Source organism: Mycetocola zhujimingii (genome assembly GCF_003065425.1).
GTDB classification, from domain to species: Bacteria; Actinomycetota; Actinomycetes; order Actinomycetales; family Microbacteriaceae; genus Mycetocola_A; species Mycetocola_A zhujimingii.
On the sequence record NZ_CP026949.1, the window covers coordinates 2,013,455 to 2,036,275 of the forward strand.

The 22,821-nt window shown below is 65.5% G+C and carries 13 protein-coding genes and 2 tRNA genes; 5 read left to right on the top strand and 10 right to left on the bottom strand.

Features of this window, described 5'->3' with window-relative positions:
- Positions 1–13 precede the first annotated feature (13 nt).
- On the bottom strand, positions 14–586 hold the full coding sequence (locus tag C3E77_RS09635; protein WP_162924969.1) for a hypothetical protein: 573 nt from the start codon (positions 584–586) through the stop codon (positions 14–16).
- A 143-nt stretch (positions 587–729) separates the two neighbouring features.
- On the opposite strand from C3E77_RS09635, the gene C3E77_RS09640 reads away from it, so the two are divergent.
- Entirely contained in the window at positions 730–1,926 is a 1,197-nt protein-coding gene (locus tag C3E77_RS09640; protein WP_108391440.1) for an aminotransferase class I/II-fold pyridoxal phosphate-dependent enzyme, read from the top strand.
- Positions 1,927–1,939: 13 nt separating this feature from the next.
- On the opposite strand, the gene C3E77_RS09645 is transcribed toward C3E77_RS09640, so the two are convergent.
- Complete coding sequence (locus C3E77_RS09645) at positions 1,940–2,755, bottom strand: carbon-nitrogen hydrolase family protein (protein ID WP_108391441.1); 816 nt, start codon at positions 2,753–2,755, stop codon at positions 1,940–1,942.
- 75 nt (positions 2,756–2,830) lie between these two features.
- On the opposite strand from C3E77_RS09645, the gene C3E77_RS09650 reads away from it, so the two are divergent.
- Positions 2,831–3,163 carry a DUF7882 family protein gene (locus tag C3E77_RS09650; protein ID WP_108391442.1) on the top strand — a complete coding sequence of 111 codons (333 nt, stop codon included), beginning with the start codon at positions 2,831–2,833 and terminating at the stop codon, positions 3,161–3,163.
- Between the two features lie 337 nt (positions 3,164–3,500).
- A complete protein-coding gene (locus C3E77_RS09655; protein ID WP_146188062.1) occupies positions 3,501–4,874 on the top strand; it encodes a M23 family metallopeptidase in 1,374 nt (457 codons plus the stop codon).
- A gap of 547 nt (positions 4,875–5,421) precedes the next feature.
- Here C3E77_RS09655 and C3E77_RS09660 read toward each other — a convergent pair.
- The 4 genes from C3E77_RS09660 to C3E77_RS09675 form a co-directional block, all read right to left on the bottom strand.
- A tRNA-Met gene (locus tag C3E77_RS09660) sits at positions 5,422–5,495 on the bottom strand.
- A 135-nt stretch (positions 5,496–5,630) separates the two neighbouring features.
- Positions 5,631–5,704 (bottom strand) — tRNA-Met (locus C3E77_RS09665).
- A 133-nt stretch (positions 5,705–5,837) separates the two neighbouring features.
- The gene (locus C3E77_RS09670; protein ID WP_108391444.1) at positions 5,838–8,771 is read right to left on the bottom strand and encodes a UPF0182 family membrane protein; all 2,934 of its coding nucleotides are present in this window, start codon (positions 8,769–8,771) and stop codon (positions 5,838–5,840) included.
- An 84-nt stretch (positions 8,772–8,855) separates the two neighbouring features.
- Complete coding sequence (locus tag C3E77_RS09675; RefSeq protein ID WP_108393232.1) at positions 8,856–9,962, bottom strand: YlbL family protein; 1,107 nt, start codon at positions 9,960–9,962, stop codon at positions 8,856–8,858.
- Between the two features lie 209 nt (positions 9,963–10,171).
- Here C3E77_RS09675 and C3E77_RS09680 point away from each other — a divergent pair, with 209 nt between their 5' ends.
- The gene (locus C3E77_RS09680) at positions 10,172–11,500 is read left to right on the top strand and encodes a zinc-dependent metalloprotease (protein WP_108393234.1); all 1,329 of its coding nucleotides are present in this window, start codon (positions 10,172–10,174) and stop codon (positions 11,498–11,500) included.
- 778 nt (positions 11,501–12,278) lie between these two features.
- Here C3E77_RS09680 and C3E77_RS09685 read toward each other — a convergent pair.
- The gene (locus tag C3E77_RS09685) at positions 12,279–14,027 is read right to left on the bottom strand and encodes an ATP-dependent helicase (protein WP_108391445.1); all 1,749 of its coding nucleotides are present in this window, start codon (positions 14,025–14,027) and stop codon (positions 12,279–12,281) included.
- Entirely contained in the window at positions 14,024–14,992 is a 969-nt protein-coding gene (gene nudC, locus C3E77_RS09690) for an NAD(+) diphosphatase (RefSeq protein WP_108391446.1), read from the bottom strand. The genes C3E77_RS09685 and nudC overlap by 4 nt, the downstream gene beginning before the upstream one ends.
- 95 nt (positions 14,993–15,087) lie before the next feature.
- Between nudC and C3E77_RS09695 the strand changes: the two genes are divergently transcribed.
- Positions 15,088–16,449, top strand: a complete 1,362-nt coding sequence (locus tag C3E77_RS09695) for a phosphotransferase (RefSeq protein ID WP_234031175.1) — start codon at positions 15,088–15,090, stop codon at positions 16,447–16,449.
- On the opposite strand, the gene C3E77_RS09700 is transcribed toward C3E77_RS09695, so the two are convergent.
- Both C3E77_RS09700 and C3E77_RS09705 read right to left on the bottom strand, forming a co-directional pair.
- A complete protein-coding gene (locus C3E77_RS09700) occupies positions 16,353–19,661 on the bottom strand; it encodes an ATP-dependent helicase (protein WP_234031176.1) in 3,309 nt (1,102 codons plus the stop codon). The genes C3E77_RS09695 and C3E77_RS09700 overlap by 97 nt on opposite strands.
- Positions 19,658–22,813: a UrvD/REP family ATP-dependent DNA helicase gene (locus tag C3E77_RS09705; protein ID WP_234031177.1), complete on the bottom strand. Its 3,156-nt coding sequence runs from the start codon at positions 22,811–22,813 to the stop codon at positions 19,658–19,660. The genes C3E77_RS09700 and C3E77_RS09705 overlap by 4 nt, the downstream gene beginning before the upstream one ends.
- Positions 22,814–22,821: the final 8 nt, after the last annotated feature.

The following is a 22,821-nucleotide window of genomic DNA, read 5'->3' on the forward strand; positions in this document are numbered from 1 at the left end:
AACACCAGCGCAGTCAACAGGCGACGTCTTCGGTCCACGATTCGACTTTCGATACAAGTAGCTTTCTCGGATCCTCATTCGCTGAAGTCAGCGTGACCGAGAGCGGGAGAACACTCGAACGCTCCACAGGCGTTACGTCTGAACCATCGGCTGCAACGATTCTCACTTGGGAGACATCGCGACAGAGGTTCAATATGACCTCGGCTCGCTCTCCCTCCTGCTTGAAGCGATCGATACTGGCGGGGGTGAACGTTGAGATGCCTGTTGTGTGCCATCCGTTCTCTTGAAGAACTCCAGGTACGCCCAAGTCCATGAGGTGCGCATCCGTCACGTAGGGAGCCACGGACGACATGTCCTTCCCGCCGAGCGAGTTGCTCAGGTCGTAGGCCGCAGAGTACTTCGCGTACGTGTCCGTCGCTGCAGCGAGCGCCTCGTCCTCGCTCGCGAAGATGGCCGTCGGCGTTGGAGTGGGTTGTGCGGACGGCTGCGCACAGGCGAAGAGGGACACCGCCCCGCCAGCGATCGCGAGACCGGCCACGACAGCGCGCAACAGCGTCGGCATCCGGTGTCGCGCGCCGCGTTCCATGCAGTCACGCTAGAGCAGGTCAGCCTGATCCCGCAGAAGTTATCCACAGACCGAGATCCGTCTGCCAGGCGCCGGCGCCATACTCCGCCGGATAGCCTAGGAATGCGACAGACAACGAACGTCTGCCCGCGAAAGGATTACGCATGACTGTGCACGGCTCCTGGCAGCGGACAGCGGAAGGTGCCGGGCTCCTCCGGCCCGATGGCTCCATCGCCGCCACCATCTTCGCTGAAATGAGTGCACTGGCTTCCTCAACCGGAGCCATTAACCTCGGACAGGGGTTCCCGGACGAGGACGGTCCGCGCGAGGTCCTGGATGAAGCGCACCGTGCAATCAGCGATGGGATGAACCAGTACCCTCCTGGCCGCGGCACACCCGAGCTCCGCGCGGCGATCTCCGAGCATCAGCAGCGTTTCTACGGCATCCCCTCCAACCCTGACACCGACGTTCTCGTCACAGCGGGTGCCACCGAGGCGCTGGCGGCGACGATCCTCGCCCTCACCGACGCCGGCGACGAAGTGCTCACCCTCGAGCCTTTCTACGACGCGTACGGCGGTCTCATCGCGCTGGGCCGCGCCAGGCACACCACTGTGCAGTTGCGCTGGCCCGATTTTCAGCCAGACCATGATGAACTGCGCCGGGCGGTCACTGACCGAACCCGGATCATTCTCATCAACAACCCGCACAACCCAACGGGCTCAGTGCTCTCCCGCGAAACGCTGGAACTTCTCGTGGAACTGGCGCATCAGCACGACGCGATACTGGTCACCGACGAGGTCTACGAACACCTCACCTTCGGCGTCGAGCACGTGCCGGTCGCCAGTCTGCCCGGCGCGTGGGACCGAACGGTCACGATCTCTTCCGGTGGCAAGACGTTCAACACGACGGGGTGGAAAATCGGCTGGGCCGTTGGACCGGCCGCGCTCATCACCGCGATTACCACCGTCAAGCAGTTCCTTACCTATGTGAACGGCGCACCGTTCCAGCCAGCCATTGCGGCGGGACTCAGGCTGGGTGATGACTACTTCGCCGAGGTCGCCGACGGCCTCCAGCACAAACGCGATCTTCTGGCATCCGGACTCGATGCAGCCGGATTCGCCCTGTCCAGGCCCGACGGCTCGTATTTCATCGTCGCGGATGCCGCAGCGCTCGGCTTCCACGATGCAACCGAATTCTGCCGTCGCCTCCCAGACCTCGCCGGTGTCGTCGCTGTTCCACTCGCGGCGTTCGTGAGCGCGGAGCACCTCGCCGACTATGCGTCGCTCGCCAGGTTCGCATTCTGCAAGAAGGTCGATGTGCTCCAACGGGCTGCGGCTCAATTGGCTCGACTCGGTCGCTGACCGTGTGCCCCGCTCAGGTTCGAGGGACGACCTGGAACCGCCGTAACTCGAGAGCGGGGTTGGACTCACGGACCTCAGCGACCCGGTTCGCTGAGGCGAAAGCCACGGCAACATCGATCTCCACGCCGATACCGGCTACTTGAACGCCCGCGGGATCCACGATCATGCTGTTGCCGACGCCGATGGGCGGTGTGTGGTCCGCGCCAGCAACATAGACGGCGTTCTCTATCGCTCGTGCGGTGATGAGCGTCTTCCAGTGGTGCTCCTTGAGCGGACCGCGCACCCACTCAGCCGGAACCAGCACGACCTCCGCACCGGCGTCGACGATGCGACGGGTCACCTCGGGGAATCGGATGTCGTAACAGGTCTGGATCCCCATTCGCAGCCCGCCGACGGTGAAGGTCTCGGGATCCGACAGGTCACCGGCGACAACGTAGTCACTCTCGGTCTGCCCGAAAGCGTCGTAGAGATGTTGCTTGCGGTAGCTGGCCACGAGCTCAGCCTGCGGGGAAACAGCAATGATCGTGTTGGAAAAGCGGCTGCTGTCCCCCGTGCGCTCCACCATGCCAGCGACGAGATGGATTCCCAGGTCCTGCGCCATACCGGCCAGACTCTCCACGAACACACCATCAAGCGGCTCTGCCCGCGCGACCAATTCCGGCCCAAGGGGATTGATAAAGGCGCTGGAGTACTCCGGGAACACGACGACATCCGCCCCACGGTCGGCCGCGCGCTCAGCGAGTACCCGAATGTCCAGGAGATTCGCCTCCACATCAGCGTCAGGGGCGAACTGGGCAACGGCAATACCTATCGGAGCATGCTCGGTCATGCGCCCAGCATAGACACCGGGAGGCGTTTCGGCCCAGATGCGGACAATGCATGCCCTGTCGTGCAGAATGATCCCATGGGATACCTCGTCTACGGCGACGGCACGGAATACGAAATCGATGACCGCGCCCTTGCTCACCTCAAAATCGTTATCGGCTCGAAGCTCCGCCGTCAGGAGGGGTTTTTCGTCAGCTGGGAGCACCGTCCCGAAGACGGATCCGGTCGCGTCTCGGTTTGGGTATCCCCCGCTATCCCTCTTCAGTTCCGGTTCGTGGGAAGCAAACCGCCACAGCTCAACCGTCACTGGCTTGAAGTCCTCGCTGATTCATCGTTCGGACCGCGCGGCCTGCACCTCGTGAGTGAAGCGGAAGCGGACAAGATGCCGCCCGTTCGCTCGAACGGAGCCTAAGCCCAGCTGAACCTCGGATTCAGTTTCCTGAGTCCGAGGTTCGTCATCCGCAGGATACTGTGCGCTATTCGCCGATCCCACACAGGTTCTTGCCGTTTTCCGCGTCGTAAACGTGTTATTTGCGAATTGTTCACGTTATAAACCTGTTATAAATCTGCCATTTAAGATGCAATGCCCAGTGATTTAGCGTAGCCTTGGGCACGTCCACCGGCCTCTTCAGCGCCAACGGATGCCAGGTGAGGCGCCTCGAGTCGTCTCCTCAGCTGGAGAAACCCGAACTACCGTGAATGACGACGCAATAGCCCGTAATTGTCCCTGAGGCCCGGAGAAAAACACTTTGGCGAATACTGCTGCCCCCCAGCCATCGAACGTCCAGTCGACCCCTCGAGGCACCGAGCAGCAGTCCCCTACCCTCACCACCGGTGAGCAGCTCCCCAGCCGCCGCAGCCGCAGAATGCAGGCAGCGCTTGAGGCAGAAGCAGCACTCCTCGCCGAACAGGCCGTCGCCACCGCGCTCGCACACTCGGAAGCCGTGGCCGCTGCGGTCGCCCAGCCGGAAGAGGCGCCGCTTCTTCGCCGCCGCCGCAACCGCACGCCCGCGCCGCTCGTGGAGCGCACCGCACCGGCCACCGAGGCCGAGTCGACCACTGTCTTCCCTCCCGCCGTTGCACCGGATGCTGAACCCCAGCCCGTCGAGATCGACGAGATAGTCCTGCCGACACCGGCGTGGACCGAAACTCCAGAGGTCGTAGCGGCTGCCCCCGCTTTCAGCCAGGAGGCCAAGCCTGAGCAGAGCGTCGAACCCCCCGTGCTCGCCAACGACACCTCGGCATTCCTCGCCGCAGCATTCATTGCGCCGCCCACCTCCGCACACGCTCCCCGCGCCACCGCTCGCCGGCTCTCCGCCGATGCTGCCATCAGCTCGACCGTTCCGGCCTCCTCGGTCGCACGCGACACCGAGAGCCTGCTACCGGGCGAACGCAAGAGCCGCTGGAACTCCCTGCGCTCGACGAGCATCGTAGCTCTCGCCATTCCCGGCCTCCTCGCAACCGTTGCCCTTCCGGCATACGCTTTTGCCCCCTCTGACGGCGCTGTCGCAGATGCCAACGCCCAGATCATGAGCAGCGCGGTGAAGGGCCAGTCACTCACCGTGAGCGGCGACGTCACACTCGCAGAGCTCGAACGGGACGGCTACTCAGCAACCAGCGAGGAAGAACTCGACGCCGCGTACGCGTCGAGCACGTACATCTTCGACAACGCGACCGCGCTCGCTGCGTACCTCGCCCCATCGGCAAGCGGCTGGTGGCGTCCGCTTCCGGGTGTCATCACGTCGAAGTACGGGCCGCGCGGTCTCATTTGCAACAGCGTCGGATGCTCCAACTCCTTCCACGAAGGAATGGACTTCGCCGGCGCCTGCGGAACACCGATCAAGGCAACCGCCGCCGGTCGCGTGACCTTCGTCGGCAATGCCGGCGCGTACGGCAACCGCGTCATCATCGACCACGGTGATGGCACTGAGACCATCTACGGCCACCTGCTGAGCGGTTCATACTCGGTTGCGGTTGGCGACACGGTTGCCGGTGGCGACGTTATCGCCGAGGTCGGAGCCACGGGCGTTGTGAGCGGATGCCACCTCGACCTCAAGGTAAACGTCGACGGCGAGCACACGAACCCGGCTCCGTTCCTCCGCGAAAAGGGCGTCGTGGTCTAAGCACACTGCCCGGGCACACTGCCTGGGCACACCGCTCGGGCGCTCCGTCAGGCATGCCCTCGCGGCGTGCCACCATCGCCGTGACGTCCTGTCTTTCTCCCAGCTCAATGGGACCGCGGACACGCCGACAATCGATGTTGAATCGCGGGGTTGCACCGTTAGGCCGGATGCCCCGTCCGGACACAGCTCCGACCCATGCCGGTCGGATGCCCTGCGCTCTTCAGCGCTGCACCAGCTCCCCAGAAACGGGTCAGGCGGCCAGCCACCGCGGCGCTGCGATCCTGCCGGCCTGGGGGCACTTCTCACGCCCCGAGGGCGCTGCGCAGGCCTCCCGCGTCGCTCCTTCCGCGTGACGCCGCACTCCCCCGCCTGACCCGCACACGGGCGCTCTGACGCACACACGTAGCCTCGCCTTGCACGCGGCGTCTGGCCTTGCACGCGGCGAGCCTGGCCTGCGTACAGCGTTACAGCAGCGCACAGCGCACAGCGCACAGCGCACAGCGCCAAAGCAAAAGGCCCGGAATCTTTCGATTCCGGGCCTTTATTGTTGCGGGGGCAGGATTTGAACCTACGACCTCTGGGTTATGAGCCCAGCGAGCTACCGAACTGCTCCACCCCGCGGCACAAGAAACAACTCTAGCATGGGACCGAAGCACCCCCTGACCGAGGGCCGGAGCCGAAACCGGGACCGCCTTGTCAGATCCGCAAGAGGGCAAAGCAAAAGGCCCGGAATCTTCCGATTCCGGGCCTTTATTGTTGCGGGGGCAGGATTTGAACCTACGACCTCTGGGTTATGAGCCCAGCGAGCTACCGAACTGCTCCACCCCGCGGCACAAGAAATTACTCTATCACGGCGCTCACTGACGCGCGAATCGAGGGCAGCAGAGATGGGAGTCGCCAGCGCCGTTAACTGAAGATGGGGTGATGACCACTCTCGGTCACCACCCCACACGTCAGACTTCGCTAGCCGATCAGCGTGATCGCCCGTGCGAGGGCTTCAGAGAGCCGCTTGTCGGCTTCACCGTACGCGGTCCAGTCGCCGGCCTGGAGGGCCGCATCGCGCTCTGCCATCGCGGTCCTGGCCTCTTCCAGCGCGGCCTTGATCTCGGCGTCTGTCGCGGGGTCGCCGGTCTCGGTTCCACCGGTACCGCCGTCACCCGCCTCAGTATCAGGATCCGCCTCGCCACCGGCATCCGTTTCAGGAACGATCGGATCGTCGGTCGGCGGCGTATTCGTGTCACCGGCGGTTGCGCCGGAGTCACCACCGAACAGCGAGTCGAGCGCCTCATCGAGCGTGTTCTCAAATGCGATCTGGTCACCGAAGGCAACGAGAACCTTCTGGAGCAGCGGATAGCTTGTCTCACCGGTCGACTGCACATACACCGGCTGCACGTAGAGCAGTCCGCCTCCGACAGGAAGAGTCAGCAGGTTACCGTTGAGGACCTTCGACTGTCCCTGCTTGAGCAGGTTGATGAGCGACGACACTTCGGGGTCGGTGTTGAACGCGTTCTGCACCTGGCCCGGGCCCGGAACCGTCACTTCCTTCGGAAGCGTCAGCAGTCTCATCTTGCCGTAGTCGTCGCCGATCGTTCCGTCCTCGGCTCCAGCGTCAGCGTCAACGGCCAGGTAACCGGTCAGGACGCTCGACGCGCTGTCACCCGTTCCTCGCGGAACGAAGGTCGAGTAGAGCGAGAAGGTCGGAGCTTCCTGTCCCGGCATCTGCAGGGTCAGGTAGTACGGCGGCTGGAGCAGGTTCTCGGCGGCCTCCGACTGCGGGTCAGCCGGGGTCGACCATGCGTCGGTCTTGGAGTAGAACTTGCCGGCGTCGGTCACGTGGTACTGGCCGAGGATGGACCGCTGGACCTTGAACAGGTCTGCCGGGTAACGCACGTGACTCATCAGGTCGCCGCTCATCTCGGAGATCGGCTGGAGTGACGACGGGTAGATCTTCTGCCAGGTCTTGAGGATCGGGTCCTCGGTGTCCCAGGCGTAGAGAGTGACCGAACCGTCATAGGCGTCGACAGTCGCCTTCACCGAGTTACGAATGTAGTTGATGTTGTCGAGCGCGAACCGCTGGTCGTTGTCCTCGCTGTCAGCGATGGCTGTCGACAGTCCCACGGTTCGTGAGTACGGGTACGCATCTGACGTGGTGTAACCGTCAACGATCCAGACCACTCGACCGTCAACGACGCTCGGGTACGGGTCGGAATCGAGCGTCAGGTACGGGGCGACCTTCTGCACTCGCGTCGACGGGTCACGGTCGTACATGATCTGCGACTCGTTGGTGACGGCATCCGACAGGAAGATCTGTTCCGACTGGAACTTCAGCGCGTAGACCAGCTTGTTCAGCACGCTGTCGAGCTTCGGCCCACCGTCACCCTCGAAGGTGTTGTAGGTTTCCGAGTTGCCCTCTTCACCTGACGGGTAGTCGAGCTCAACGGGGGTTGAGTCTTTGGGTGCACCGACGATCGAGTACTCAGGAGAGGCCTCGCCGAAGTAGATCCGCGGCTCGAAGTCACCGAGTGCGCCTGTGGTCGGGATACCCGACTCGAGGAACACCGGCTGGCCGTCGACGGAACGCTGGTTTCCGTACGCGGCAACAAGACCGTAACCGTGGGTGTAGACGAGAGTGTTGTTGACCCAGTTGTCCTCGGCGTCCTGCCTGAGTTCACGGAGGGCGATGACCGTGTCCTGGCTCTCACCGTTGATGGAGTAGCGGTCGACGTCGAGGTCTTCGGAGAACGCGTAGTAGTTCTTGAACCGCTCGAGCTGCGAAATCGACGGGCTGACGAGCGCCGGGTCGATGATCCGGATGGATGCCGTTGTCTCGGCATCTTCGCGGAGCGCACCGGCGGTGGTGTCGGTCTTCGCGTTGAAGGGGATCTCCTCGACGTCCTTGACGTCGTAGGCCTCACGGGTCAGGTCGATGTTGCGCTGAATGTAGGGCTGCTCGAGGCTCTTGGCGTTCGGGTCGACCTGGAAGCGCTGCACCACCCACGGGTAGGCCGTTCCGATAAGGAGTCCTGCCACGAGCAGAAGCGCGGTTCCGACAACCGGCAGGCGCCAGCGTCCGATGAAGGCAGTGACGAAGAAGAAGAGGGCGACGAGCGCAGCGATTCCGGCGAGGATGACACGTCCGGGGATCGTCGCGTTGTCATCGGTGTAGTTTGCGCCGGTGATGAGGTCGCCGGTCTGGTTGAGCGTCGCGTACTGGTCGAGCCAGATGGAAACGGCCTGGAGGGCGAGGTACAGCCCGGCGAGAACCGCGATCTGGATTCGCGCAGCTTTGGAGATGCGCAGTTCGCGCCCCGAGGCGTGGATCGAACCGTAGAGGTAGCAGACGGCGACGGTGAGGAGCGTCGCGATGAGGACGACGGCCGAGGCAAATCCGACGAGGCCACGGTAGAACGGCAACTCGAACATGTAGAACGACACGTCGAGACCGAACTGCGGGTCAACGGTTCCTGCCGGCGTGCGGTTGAACCAGACCCACACGGTCTCCCACCGAGTGGCTGCGGAGAAACCGGCGAAGAGGCCGAGCAGCGCGGGGATGCCGTAGGTCGCGGCGCGGCGAAGCGGCTCAACGAGCTCCTGGTACCTGTCGAGCTGGCTGGAGAGCTTGGCGTAGCCGGGGCGGAGGCGGTATGCGAGCTGAATCGCAACGTAGACCGGCACTGCCATGCCCAGGAAGCCGATGACGAACATGATCGCGGAGGCGTACCACTGGGTGGTCAGCACGTTGGTGAATCCAACCTGCTGGAACCACAGGAAATCAGAGTACAGACCCGCGAAGATGAAGAACGCCACCACGAGGGCGCCGACAACAGCAGCGGTAATCGCCAGCGGTGCTCGAGTCTTGTTCGGTGCTGTGGAACTTGCGGATGTAGCGGAAGTCAATTTTGGCCTCTGTCAATACTCGGACGGACTTTCATTCTATTGGGGAGATCAGCCGCTCTGGCCCTGTGGCCCAGCGGTCACCGCTCACTCACAGGTAGCGAGCATCTCAAGTCCAGATTCGTCGGCGATCGCCTCAAGAACGGTGACGGCGTCATCGAGGGTCGCGACGCTGAAGACGCTCAGTCCATCGGGCACGTGGCCGACAACTTCGTTGCAGTTGGCCTCGGGAGCGAGGAAGTATTCGGCCCCCGCGTCTTTCGCGCCGAACAGTTTCTGGCGGATGCCCCCGATGGCGCCGACAGCACCCTCGGCGTCGATGGTCCCTGTGCCAGCGACATCCGCTCCTCCGTTGAGTTCACCCTCGGTGAGCTTGTCGACGATTCCCAAGGCGAACATCATGCCAGCGCTCGGGCCGCCGACATTATCGAGCTGGATAGTCACGTCGATCGGGAAGTCGTAGACCATCTTGGTTGCGATTCCGATCACCCCGGTTTCTGTGCCGTCGGCCGCCGTTGCCGGCGTCGGGGTGATCGAGATCGTCATCGGGACGCCGGCACGCACGATGTCGAACGCGGCGGGTTGCTCTGTGCCGTTGTCGGCAATGGCCTCACGGAGCGAGGCGAGGTCTGTCACCGGCACGCCATTCACGCCCATGATTTCGTCCTCGACCTTGAGCTCCCCCTCCGCCGGGGCGCCGTCAGCAATCTGGCCGACCGTCAGCTGTGCGGGAAACTCGTAACCGAGTTCGGTGAGCGCAGCAGCGACGGCATCCTGCTGCGAATCGACCATCAGCGCGGCGTTCTGCGCATCGCGTTGCTCGGTCGTCTCGCCCACCGGGAAGACCGATTCGAGGGGAACAACGGTTTTGCTCGGGTTGAACCACGCGAGGGTGATTTCGAACCAGTTGGGTCGCTGCTCAGGATTACCGACGGCCTGAACCGTCAGCATGTCGAGGGCACCGCTCGTCTCGAACGTCTCTGCGCCTTCGACGGTGATCATCGGCACCTTTTTGTCGTCGATCTCGACGGTTCCGAGGGTGTTGAACACCGGGCCGGGCTGCTGGATCACATACGAGCTCGGCCAGAGCGCGAGCGCGAGCAGGATGACGAACGACAGCCCGAGCGCCAGCCAGCCACGCTGCGACCGTTTCTGGGCGCGTTCCAGGCGTGCGAGGTCGGCATCCGTCGCCAGATACTGCTCGTCCGGTTCAGGCGTCGAGGGGAGATAGAGGGTCACTGCGGCCTTTCGTGCTGTTCGCGGCGGGCGGACACCGGCAAGCCGAAGCCACGCGAAACTCAGAGGTTCACGCACTAGCGTAGATCGAGCAACCGCACGATGTCTGAAAGGTGGCCTCAGTGCCCGACGTACCTGACAACAATCCTGAAGACGAATTCCGCGACATGCTCCGGGATTTCCTGTCGGGAAAGGGCGGAGTCGACCCGAGCCAACTCGCCGGTGCTGCTGGCCTGCCGTCGGATCCAGCGAGCATCCAGGCCATGCTCGCCCAGCTGCAGAACGCCATGCGCGGTGCGTCTGATGGTGGCATCAACTGGCAGGTGGCAACGGACCAGGCGGTGAAGATCGCTACGGCGAGCGCCGTACCCACCTCACCCGAGCAAAGGGCCCAGCTCGACCAGGCCTTTCACATTGCGGCCCTGTGGCTCGACGACGTGACCCAGATCACCGAGCTGACCAACGTTCCAGGTCTCATGACGCGCGGGGAATGGGTCCGGGCGACGATGCCGGTGTGGACCCAGCTCGCTGAGCCGGTAGCGACAAGCATCTCCGACGCGCTGACGCGGGTCCTGAGCGAACAGGCGCCGGAGGAAATGCAGGGCATGGTGCAGGGCGCGAGCAGCCTGCTCCGAAGCATCGGAGGAGCGCTCTTCGCCATGCAACTGGGCCAGGTCGTCGGCCAGCTCTCAACCGAGGTGGTGTCAGGCGGAGATATCGGCATCCCTCTCCTCGACGACAACCAGGCCGCACTGCTCCCCCAGAGCGTTTCAGCGTTCGGTGAGGGCCTCGACATCCCCGACGACCAGGTCCAGATCTACCTGGCTGTCCGCGAACTCGCGCACGCTCGCCTGTTCCGGCACGCGCGGTGGCTGCGCCTGCACCTCATCACCTCGATCACGGAGTTCGCTCGCGGCATCCGGATCGACACAGACCGACTCGAGGGCCTTGCAGACAGCTTTGACCCCGCGAACCCTGAGGAACTCAGGCAGGCGATGGTCGACGGTTCGCTCATCCCGCCGAAGACGGACGCCCAACTGGTCACCCTTGCCAGGCTCGAGACGATTCTCGCCCTCGTGGAGGGCTGGGTCGACGTCGTCACCGGTGCCGCAACAGCCCGGCTCCCCAAGTCCGATGCCGTCGCTGAGACCGTGAAACGCCGTCGTGCGACCGGGGGTCCGGCCGAATCCGCCTTCTCGACCCTGGTCGGACTCGAGCTGAGGCCCCGCCGGCTGCGCGAGGCCGCCGCGATGTGGCAGAAGATCACGGATGCCGTCGGCAACGAGCAGCGCGATTCGCTCTGGTCCCACCCCGACCTCATCCCAACCGCCGAAGACATCGACGACCCGACCGCCCTCATCCAGCGGCTCGAAGCCAGCGCGCGTGGCGAAGCGCCCGAACCCGACGAGTTCGACACGGCGCTCCAGGACCTCCTGCGCGGCGAGGAAGACGGAACCGGCACGACAACAGACGGCGAAACCCCGCCGAACGTCTGAGTCCGCGCGATCACGTCTGAGCCCGGCCCGCTCTGTGGATAACTTCCCGGAGCTCGTACCGGCTCGGGCAAGATGGCGTGCATGGTGCTCAGACTCGACCCGCGATATCCGCTCGTCTGGCGCGACCCGCTGTCTCTCCAGATCGGCGCAGAGACACCCGTCGTCACCCTCGAGCAGGTGAGCGGACCGGTCGAACGGCTGATCGGTGCCCTGATGGCCGGCATCAGCCGGGCGGAACTCGACAGGCTGGCTGCCCGACTCGGCATCGAGGAGAACGAGGTGTCCCGTCTGGTCAGCCAGGTCGGGCCCGCGCTTCTTCCCGAACCTGGCCCACCGCCTGACGCGAGCTGGATCGTCGAGGGATCGGGACCGACGGCCGCACGACTTGCGTCCCTGCTGACGGCGACCGGGATTCCTGGCCGTGAACCCGACGACCCGCGAAGCCCCGGTCTCGCCATCATCATCGCCCACCACGTCATCGACCCGCGCCGCTATGTCCGCTGGCTGAGTCGCGACATCCCCCACCTCGCCCTCGTCTACACGGATACCGGCGTGCGCGTCGGCCCCCTCGTCGAGCCAGGAACGGGGCCGTGCCTGCACTGTCTCGCCAGAGACACGGCGGAACGCGATCCGGCATGGCCGGCCATCGCCTCGCAACTGCTCGGACAGGAAACGTCGTCCGAGCGCGAGCCCCTCATCAGCGTCGTTGCCGGTCTCGCCGCCCGGGTCAGCGAGTCACGGCTGATCGGCGGAGTGAACGACCTCGCGTCGGCGACGCTCAGCTTTGACGCGCGCTCGCAGTCGGGGCGCCGCGCCTGGCACCGGCAACACCCGCACTGCGGATGCCGATCTCTGTCAGGAATCGAGACCGCTCACGTGGCTGTGAGCCACGACCGGGCTGTTCTCCCCACGACAGAAAGAGCCGCGAGCGGGCTCGGGTGATCCCGACGTAGAGCAGCCGGCGTTCCTCGTCGATCTGCTCGAACGTTTTCGCATAGCTGATCGGGACGAGGCCCTCGCTGAGGCCGGGCAGGTAGACGACATCCCACTCGAGCCCCTTCGCGGAGTGCAGCGTTGCCAGGGTCACCGCAGACACCGTCGGTTCGTGCTGCCCTGCCTGCCGCTCGAGCAGTTCATCGGTGAATTCGCGGAAGGTGGTTCCGGGCGGCATCGTGTCGACGAGGCCCATGATCGCGTTGAGTGACTCCCACTTGTCGCGGACCGCTCCGGCGGTCTCCGGCGCCTTCTGGGTCCAGCCGAGGGAGCGCAGCACATCGGACACCGATTTGAACAGCGGTTCGCCGGTGACCGAGACCGACGCTCCACGCAGGGTCAGGATCGCCTGGCGCACCTCGGGCAGGTCGAAGAAGCGTTTGCTTCCCCGCAGCAGGTACGGCACTCCGACATCACCGAGAGCTGTTTCGATCGCGGCGGACTGCACGTTGATCCGATAGAGGATCGCGATGTTCTCAGGTTTCACGCCGGAGGCGATCTGCTGCAGCACCGACTGGGCGATCGCGCGTGCTTCCGCGTGGTCGTGCGGGTACGCCGTCACCTCGGGCGCCGGCTGGGCGTCGCCCGATCGGTCGGCCTGCAGGGTGAGCGCTCCGGTCCTCCCCCGCATCAGCCGGTTGGCGGTGTCGACGATCTGCGGGGTCGACCGATAGTTGTGCTCAAGGCGCACGACGGTGGCATCCGCGTGCCGTGAGGGGAAGTCGAGGAGGTAATCACTCTTTGCCCCCGCGAACGAGTAGATGGTCTGGCTCGCGTCGCCGACGACACACACATCGTTGCGGTTTCCGATCCAGAGGTCGAGCAGTTGTTGCTGGAGTGGCGAGACATCCTGGTACTCGTCAACGACGAAGAACCGATACTGCTCGTGCACCTGCATCGCGACGGCTGGTTCGGTTTCGATCATGCCGGCGCAGGCGAGCAGGACGTCCTCGAAGTCGAGTTGCTTGCGTTCGTCCTTGAGGTCCTCGTACGCCTGCTGCATGTCTGCAACCTGCTCGACGGTGAGCGCCTGCGGCGTCGGTCGGCCGGCCGCGGCGTACTGCTCGATACTCAAACCGGATACCTTGCGCCACTCGACCTCTGCGGCAATGTCACGAAGGGTGGCCGTGTCGAGCTTGAGCCGAAGTCGCTCAGCGGCGTGACCGAGCATGCGGCCCTTGCTGTTGATGAGGGCGGGCATCGTGCCCCCGACCGTGTGCGGCCAGAAGTAGTTGAGCTGGCTGAGCGCGGCAGCGTGGAAAGTACGGGCGTGCACGGACCCGGCGCCGAGGTTGCGAAGCCTCCCCCGAAGTTCCGCCGCGGCACGGTTGGTGAAGGTCAGCGCCATCACCCGGTTCGCCGCGTAGGTTCCCGTCGCGACGCCGTAGGCGATCCGGTGCGTGATGGCTCGCGTCTTTCCCGTTCCCGCACCCGCCAGGATGCACACGGGTCCCCTGAGGGCCTCGGCCGCGACCCGCTGGTCATCGTCGAGTCCGGCGAGTAATGCCGCTGGTTCTGTAACGGATGCCGTCATCGCGCGCTCTTCGCTGCCTCGTCGAGGCTCGGTCCGCCATCTGCGGCAAGCCAGTGCTCGATGAGGGCGCGTGCGATGGACGTGGAGCCGGGGAGCAACAGGGTTCCGGCTTCGGCGCGGAGCTCGGCGCGGCTCAACCAGCGCAGGTCGACGATCTCGAGTCCGTCTGGTTCAATTCCGGCAGGGTTTTGCCCCGGTGCGACCCGAGCCGAAAAGCCCAACATGATCGAGCGCGGGAACGGCCAGGCCTGCGAGCCGAGGTACTGCGGGCTGTCAACACGGACCCCCGCCTCCTCGAAGATTTCCCGGACGACGGCCTGCTCAAGCGACTCGCCCGCTTCGACGAACCCGGCGAGCAGCGAGTACCGCCCCTCCGGCCAGAGAATGTTCGAGCCGAGCAGGAGCCGGTCGTCATCGTCGAGCACGAGAACGATGACGGCGGGGTCTGTGCGAGGGAAGATCTGGTTGTTGCACGCCACACAGCGCCGGGCCCACCCGGCGCTTTCGGGCTCGGTCGCCGACCCGCAGCGGGGGCAGAACGCCGAGCTGAGGTGCCAGTTCGACAATGCAGCAGCCTCGATCATGAGGCTCGAGTACGGCTCACCGACCAGCGGTGCCGCCGAGCGGAAACTGACCCACTTCTCCTCGTCCGGCTCGATCGCGAGAGCCACGTCGTCGGTGGCGATCACCAGCACCACCCGGGTCCCGGCCGACAGCGAAGGAGAATCGGCGATAGTCCTGCCCAGATAGACGAGCGTGGACTGCCCGGTGGCGATGTCGGCCGGGCTGAGTCGCACGGCATCACCGTCGAGAACCAGGCGGCCGCGCCACAGAACCAGCGTCCGCGTCGCCGGGTCTGCCGCGAGGTCCGTGAAAATCTCGGACAGCTCTCGCGCGTCAGCGTCGCGGTCGACAGCGCTTGGCGCCAGGAGCAGATTAGCTAGCGCGCCAGGAATCAACGACATACACTCCGGTTCAGAAGGGCGTGGCGTGTGGCTGCCATCCCGTTTGGCGACCTAACCTAGATGCCATGGCCAGATCGCATCTAACTCTAGCCGCGTTGGCAACTTCAGCTGTCGCGGACCTGCAGCTCGTCGGCAGCGGCCCGTTCGGTCACGGCCAGACCGGCGACTTCGACTCCGCGCTCCTTCGCACGAGCGACGACAGGGAACTTGTCGTCCGGGTGCCCGCCAACGATCAGTCTGCGAGTGACCAGTCGGTCGAACTCATCGCGCTCCAGGCCATGACCGCCGGGATCCGCAGCCGCCTGCCGTTCGTGGTCCCCACCATCGTCGGCCAGACATCCGTCCGCGGAACACGCGCTGTCGTCTATGACTACCTGCCCGGGTACGGTGTTCCCGCTGAGCACATCCCGGCCGGCGATGGAGTCGCGACGTCCATCGGCGCTGCGATCGCCGCCATCCACTCTCTCCCTGGCTCGTTTGTGGCCGAGGTCGGTCTGCCGTCGCTGACCGCAGCCGACTGCCGCACCGAAGCCCGCAATGTCATCGAGCGCGCCGCGGCAACCCGGCTGCTCCCCGCAGCGGTCAAGCAGCGCTGGACGGACGCCGCCGCTGACGAGTCGCTGTGGCAGTTCCAGCCGACGGTCATCAATGGCTCCCTGAGCGCTGAATCGTTCGTCGTCACCGATCACAATGTTGGCCCGATCGTCACCGGAATCATCGGCTGGGGTTCGCTGCGCGTTGGCGACCCGGCACGCGACCTGCACTGGCTGAGCGGAGCGGGTGAGGCCGCCGACAGCGTCCTCGCCGCCTACCGGTTGAGCGCTGCACGGCACCCGGATCGGCTCATCAGTCAGCGATCGATGCTGCACGCCGAGCTCGAGCTCGCGCGCTGGCTGCTGCACGGCGTCGACACGAAGGACCAGCAGGTCATTGACGATGCTGTGGCGCTCCTCGACGGTCTGGTCGATCACGTGCTCGGTGACCTGATGCACCCGCTGTCACCCCAGACCGGCCCGATCATGGCCGTTGCAGATGTCGAAGAGATGCTCTCACGCACCCCGCAGACCGCGGCGGCCGCGCAGGCGCACGGCTTCGCCATGGAGACCGACAGCTACGACCGGTCCCAGTTCGAGGCGGCGCTGGCCGAGGACGACGCTGAAGGAACGCGCGACGAGAACGACGGCACACACAATACGGATGCCATCGAGACCGGTCCGATCGACCTTGCCGCCGTCGAGAAAGCCCGCGCGGCCGCTGCCGACGCGAACGATGCCGCGCGCGACCAGCCAGCATCCGGCTCACCCGCAACCGGCGCAACCGACGCAACCGGCACTCCAACAACCGGCACAACCGGCGACGGCTACACCGCCGAGCTGGACTTCGCTGCGCTCGAGGCTGCGGAATCGGGCGAGATCACTCCGCTGACCCAGCGGCGACCGAGTTCCTCCGCCGAGTAGAGGTTCTCCGGCCTGAGGACGAGGTCGTCAGCGACGTAGTAGAACACGGCGTCGATGAGTTCGGGGTCGACGCCTTTCCACTCGGCATAGGCCTGCCGGTACAGCGCGAGCTGGAACTGGCGGTCGTCGAGCTCGGCGGCCGTCTTCGGCGCGCGACCCGTCTTCCAGTCGACGATCTGGAACCTGCCGTCGCGCTCATACACCGCGTCGAGCTTGCAGATGATGATCTGGCCCTCGAGCACGAAGTTGATCTCGCGTTCCACGTCGATCGGAGCGAGGTCTGCCCACTCCGACCTCTCGAAGGTGCGCTGAAGCACGTCGAGCGCCTCCCGTTCCTGCTGCTCGATCGGCATCAGAGTGCCCTCCCCCGACCCGAGGATTGCGTCGGGGTCGAGGTCCATCTGGAACGGATCCGAATCGAGACTCTCCTGGCCGCCCGCGATACCTGACCGCTGCTCGACCCAGCTGTGGAAGAGGGTTCCGAGCCGGGTCTGGCGGTACGGCTTTTCGGGGAGCGGGCGGCGCATGCGAGCGGCGAGACCGGAAGCATCCGTCACGTAGTCCTTGAAGCGCGACGCAGGAACGCGATCGGGGATCGGCACGAACTCCTCGGCGTGCATCCGGCGGTTTCGTTCGGCGAGCAGCAGGTCGATGTCTCCCGACCAGACGGTGTCTGCCGCGGAGTTTGCTTCGGCGACGGATGCTGCGGCAGCGTGGACGGCATCGGCGCGGGTACCGAGCGGATTCAGCGGCCAGACCTCGAACTTGTCGTCGGCCGCAAGCGGGTTCTCCTCGGCCTGTGGGCTCTCCGGGAGGTCGTCACAGCTCGACGGGACGGCGCCGACGATCTCACGGAGGAAAGATCCTGGACCACGGGGCTGCTTCTGGGTTGCCCAGAAAGACCCGGTGACGAGGAGTGCGTCCTTCGCCCGAGTGACGGCGACGTACGCCAGTCGTCGTTGCTCGGCGTCGTTTCGGGCCTCGAGTTCTTCGCCGAACCGCACGTACGCGTCGTCGACATCCGCCTGGGTGACGGCTCCACGCCAGGCGAAGACCGGAAGCTCGTGCCGATCGCCCCGGAATTCGAACGGAAGCTCTCCGAAAGCCGTCCAGCCGCGCTTGCTCCGAAGCGGCGATGGCAACTCGCCGTGGACCATGCGCGGCACGACAACACTGTCCCACTCGAGTCCTTTTGAACCGTGAATGGTGAGGATCTGCACGGTCCCCGGTTCGGGATCCTCAGCGCGGGGGCTGAGGTTCTCGCGCTGCTCGGCGTCGGCGAGCCACGACAGGAACGACCCGAGCGAGCCGTTCTCGTCGACCGAGAGGTACGACGAGATCTGGTCGGTGAACTCGTCGAGGCTCGGCTGGCCCAGAGGCGCGTGCGCATTGGCGGCCACCTCGACGTCGAGCAGGAACTCCTGCACGACGAGATTGACAAGGTCGTAGAGGTCGAGTCCCGAGCGACGGCGAAGCGCCGTCAGCTGGCGGGAAGCCGCTCGCATCCGTTCAAGACCGGTCTCGCTGAACTGCTGAAGAGCCTTGTGGCCGGCCGGGGCGTTCTGCAAAAAGTCGAGTGCGTCGACGATCGACTTGCCGTCGTCAGATGCTGCGGATTCGAACAGCTTCTGCTTGACCTCGGCAGGGATGGGCTGCTGCGACAGATCGCGATCGGCGAGCCAGCGGGCCAGCGAGCTGAGCGCCTGGATGTCGCGGGCACCGATCCGCCAGCGCGCACCGGTGAGCAGGCGAATCAGCTCGCTGCCCGCCGTCGGGTCGTGGAGAACGCGGAGAGCGCAGACCAGGTCGACGATGACCGGCTGCTCGAGCAGGCCCGCGACTCCGAGGATGTGGAACGGGACCTTGTGACGGGCGAGCGCCTCGGTGAACACCGCGACGTTTTTGAGCGAGCGGCAGAGGAGAGCAGCGGTGCGGCGAGATCCGTTGGCCGCAGGCCGGGACAGCTCGGTGGCGAGCCAGCCAGCGACGACATCGGCTTCGTCTGTGACGGTCTCGGGAAAGACGACCCGGACGTCGCCGTCGCCAGCCCAGGGCGGAGAGGTGAGCCGCGAGACGGGGACCGATGCCGAGACCGGAAGCGGAGCCACAATGGCGTTCGCAGCGTCAAGCACGCGGGCTGAGTTCCGCCAGCTCGTCGACAGCGCAAACGTGCCCGCCCCATCGCTGCCGCCGAAGTCCTCGGCAAAACGGGCGAGGTTCGCGCTCGACGCACCCCGCCAGCCGTAGATCGACTGGTTCGGGTCGCCGACCGCCATGACGGGGTGCCCGGAGAACAGCAGCGCGAGCAGGTCGGTCTGCACGACGGCGGTGTCCTGGTACTCGTCGAGGATCACGACCTTGAACCGCGAGCGGTACTCGTCGATCACGCGGGGCACGCGGCGGCAGATCTCCAGGGCGAGCGCCACCTGGTCACTGAACTCCATGAAGCCCCTGCGCTCCTTCTCGTCGGCGAACCTGCCGGCCAGCTCGAGCAGGACACCCAGGGCGTCCACGTCTCGGACGGCATCGACGACCGACGTGAACGGAGTCTTCTTGGATCGACTGCCGTCGTGGATGTCGAGGGTGACGAGATCGTGGAATTCTTCGGAGAACCGCCGAACGGCATCCGCTTCGCCCGCTGCATCGTTGTCGCTCAGCGCATGGCTCAGAGAAATAACCGCTGCGGTGAGCTGGTCGACGCTCTTCTCGATGGCCGGGAGGCGGTCGTCGGTGCTCGCGACGACGAGACCGCGAGCGAGGCGCCACGCCGAGGCCTCGGTGATGACCGTCTGGTCGGGTTCGCGGCCGATGAGGCGCGCGTACTCACGAAACAGGCTGCTGGCGAACGAGTTGTATGTCGCGATCGACGGCGCCTCGAGGACGTCGATGTCCTGGGCGTTCTCGTCATCGGCGATGGCATCCTGGAGCTGCCCGATCCGCTCCCGGACGCGTGTCGCCAGTTCGCCCGCGGCCTTGCGCGTGAACGTGAGACCGAGGATTTCGGGGACCCTCAGGTAGCCATTGGCGAGAAGCCAGACGATGCGGTTGGCCATGGTCTCGGTTTTGCCGCTGCCTGCACCGGCGACGACGAGGGCTGGTGTGAGCGGGGCTTCGATGACGGCGACCTGCTCGTCTGTGGGCTGCGGCAGCCCCAGCAGGGTCGCGATGTCGCGCGCCGAGTAACGGGGTTCGGCCATCGGCAGGTCACTCACGCTGACACCGCCGCAACGAGGTGGATGCGGTACATGAATCCTGCTTTCGGGTCGCGTTCGTCAAGGTCGTGCACGCCGAGGAACTCGGCTGCCGCCATACCCCGACCGGCCTCGACCACTCGCTCGGCGAACTCCCTGCGTTGTTCGTCGGTCATTGCTTCCTGACTCAGCACCTTGTAGTTCTTGCCCCGTGCTCCACCCGAGACGTACAGCAGCGCAGCGCCGCCGGAGGAATCTTCAGCGGTCGTGCCGTCAATGGCGTTTGCCGCGAGGGCGAGCTGGTAGCCACCGAGTTGCGGATTGAGCGCCACCTGGGCCTTGGTCGGCGCTGTCTTGCCGGTCTTGAGGTCGACGATGACGACGTCGCCGTTCGGCATCCGTTCGACCCGGTCGATCTTGCCGGACAGCGTGACCTGGCCCAGCTCGACGGCGAACGTTCCCTCGGCGCTCACGGTCTCACTGCCGGCGGCAATGAAGTCGGTGAGGTACTGGCTGAGTCCCTCGACGAGCTTGTGGGTGGCGCGCCGTTGTCGTTCGGCGAGCCACGGCGACTCGAAATACAGCTCGGACCAGTGGGCGTCGATCTGTTCCCAGAGCGCGTCGACCGTGACGTCGGCCGGGGTGAGTTCGGCGGTGGGAATGTGGCCAGCGTGTTCCATGGCAGCGTGCACGACAGTGCCGATGCCTGCGGCGAGGCCCGATGGTGCTGCAGCCATGGTGTCGATGAACCACGCGAGTGGCGACTTCTCGAACGTCTCCAGCTTGGACGGCGACACCGAGACACGGGCGTCCGGGTCGCTGAGGTCGACCAGCGGCTCGGTCGTCGATGGGTCGAGCAGTCCGTACCACTGGGTGGGGTCGGCGCCGGGGACCCCCTCGGCGGCCAGCCGTGCGAGAGCCGCAGCAGCCCCCGGGTCTCCTGTGGTCACGAGACGCCTGCGCAAAACGCCCACCATGCCGCGAAGCGATAACGGATGCCGCTGGTCGGCGGCGTTCCGCAACTCGGCGTTCCGGATCGCGGGGAACCGCAGGAACGGTGACGGTTGTTCGTCGTCGTTCACCGTCGCGCTGAAGACGACCTGGTGGCGTGCCCGAGAGACCGCGAGGGCAAACATACGGAGTTCGTCTGAGAGCACCTCGGCACGCGCGTCGAGGTCTGCGACCGGGAGTCCAGCGACGACCTGGCTGAGCTGCTGCGGGTAGAGCAGGGTTCCCCTGACCTGCGGGTTCGGCCATGCGCCGTCCTGCAAACCGGCGAGCACGACGATGTCGAACTCAGCACCGACGACGCCGCTCGGCGTGCCGACGAAGACCGCGTCGCTCGCCGCCTGTGGCGTGAGCGAATCCTCCGGCACTTCGGACGCGAGTACCTCATCGATGAACCGACCGGCGGGCTCTGTCGGGTTGCGCTCCACGAACCGCTTTGCGGCGGTGAAGAGAGCCATCACGCTGTCGAGGTGGCGGTTTGCCTCGTCGGCGGCAAAGCCAGATCCGAGGGCCTGCGCCGACCATCCTGATGCCAGTCCGCTTCTCTCCCAGAACATCCAGAGGAGCTCTTCGACGCTTGCTCCCGCTGCGCCCGCCGCTGTCGCCTCGGCGAGAGTCGTCGCGAAGCGACCGACCTGCCGCGCGGCGGCCGAGTCGATCGTCGCGAACCGTCCGGGCTCCGCGAGGGCGTCGAGGAGAAGCTCATCACCTGACCGGTTGCCGCCTCCGGCGATCTCCTCGTGGCGCAGTGCGAGTCGTACCCGTCGCAGTGCCACGGGGTCGAGGCCGCAGAGCGGCCCGGTGATGAGCCGGGTCAGAAGCTCGATGGCGGGCTCCATACGACCGACCGCAAGGGCCACAGCATCAATGAGCTGGCCGGAGGCGAACTCCGAGCGAATGTTCCTGCCGCCGGCCGGCGTCGTCGTCGGCACCTCGGCGAGCGCGAGCGAACGGGACAGTTGCGCGATCGACGCGCCAGATCGCACGATGATCGCCATCCTCTTCCAGGGGATGTCGCCGAACAGGTGATGCTCCCTGAGAACTCGAGCGATCGCCTGGTGTTCTGTAGCCGGCGACGTGGCTTCGATCCGGAGCACAGGAGTGATGACAGCCTCGTCGACATCGGACCCCTCGGTCACTGCCGCGCTGGCCGCCCGGTGACCGACGGTCCCCGCAGCTCCGACGCGACCGGTGATCTGCTGCACCACAGTGCGAAGCGCGCCCCCGTGGCGGTAGACGGTTCCGAGCCGAAGCGGCGCGACGGGCACACCGAGCGTGCGGCCAAGTGACCCGAGTGCCGCTGGGTCCGAACCGCGGAACGTCGTCGCCGCGACATCCGGATCACCGAACGCAATAATCGACACGCCACGTCGCGCGAGCACCCCGAGGAACGCGAGAGCGGCAGACCCCTGCTCCTGAAGGTCGTCGACGACAACGAGCCGAACGCCGTCGAGCCCGAACCCGCCGTCGAGTTCTGCCGTCGCCTGGGCAACGAGCTCTGACGAGTCGAGGTACCCGGTACCGAAACTGTCGACGACGCGTTCGTATTCGTCGATGAATCTTGCCGCCGCCGACCACTCCGGGCGGTCATGTTTCGCTCCGAGTACGTCGAGATCGCGAGGGCGGAGCCCTCCCTCGACGCTCCGCATCATGAGCTCACGCAACTCTGTGCGAAAACCCTTGAGCCTGCGAACCTCGGCGACGAGCGGATCGGGCCACAGCGGACCGGTCGCGTCGAGTTCATGTCCGGCGAGCAGTTCGGCGATCACCGTGTCTTGCTCGGCACCGGTGAGCAGTCGAGGCGGCTCGCTCCCCTCGAGAGCGGCTCGAGCCCCGACGATCTGGAAAGCGATCGAGTTCAGGGTGCGTGCGAGAGGGCCGGGGGTCGGCACTCCGATCCGCAGGGCAAGGCGGTCGCGCAGCCGCGCGGCTGCACGACGGTTCGGTGCGAGGACGAGTACCTCGGCCGGAGCGTAGTTCCGGTTGAGGATTCGGTCGGCCACGAGCTCGACGACGACGGTGGTCTTGCCGCTCCCTGGTGCACCCGAAACCGCCGCGCATGTGGCATCGCCCAGCGCCAGGATGGCCCGCTGCGTCGCGTCGAGCGAGAGATCCGCGCTCTCGCTGCGCTCAGCGCGCTCGATCTGGAATCCTCTGATGGCCACGAAAACCA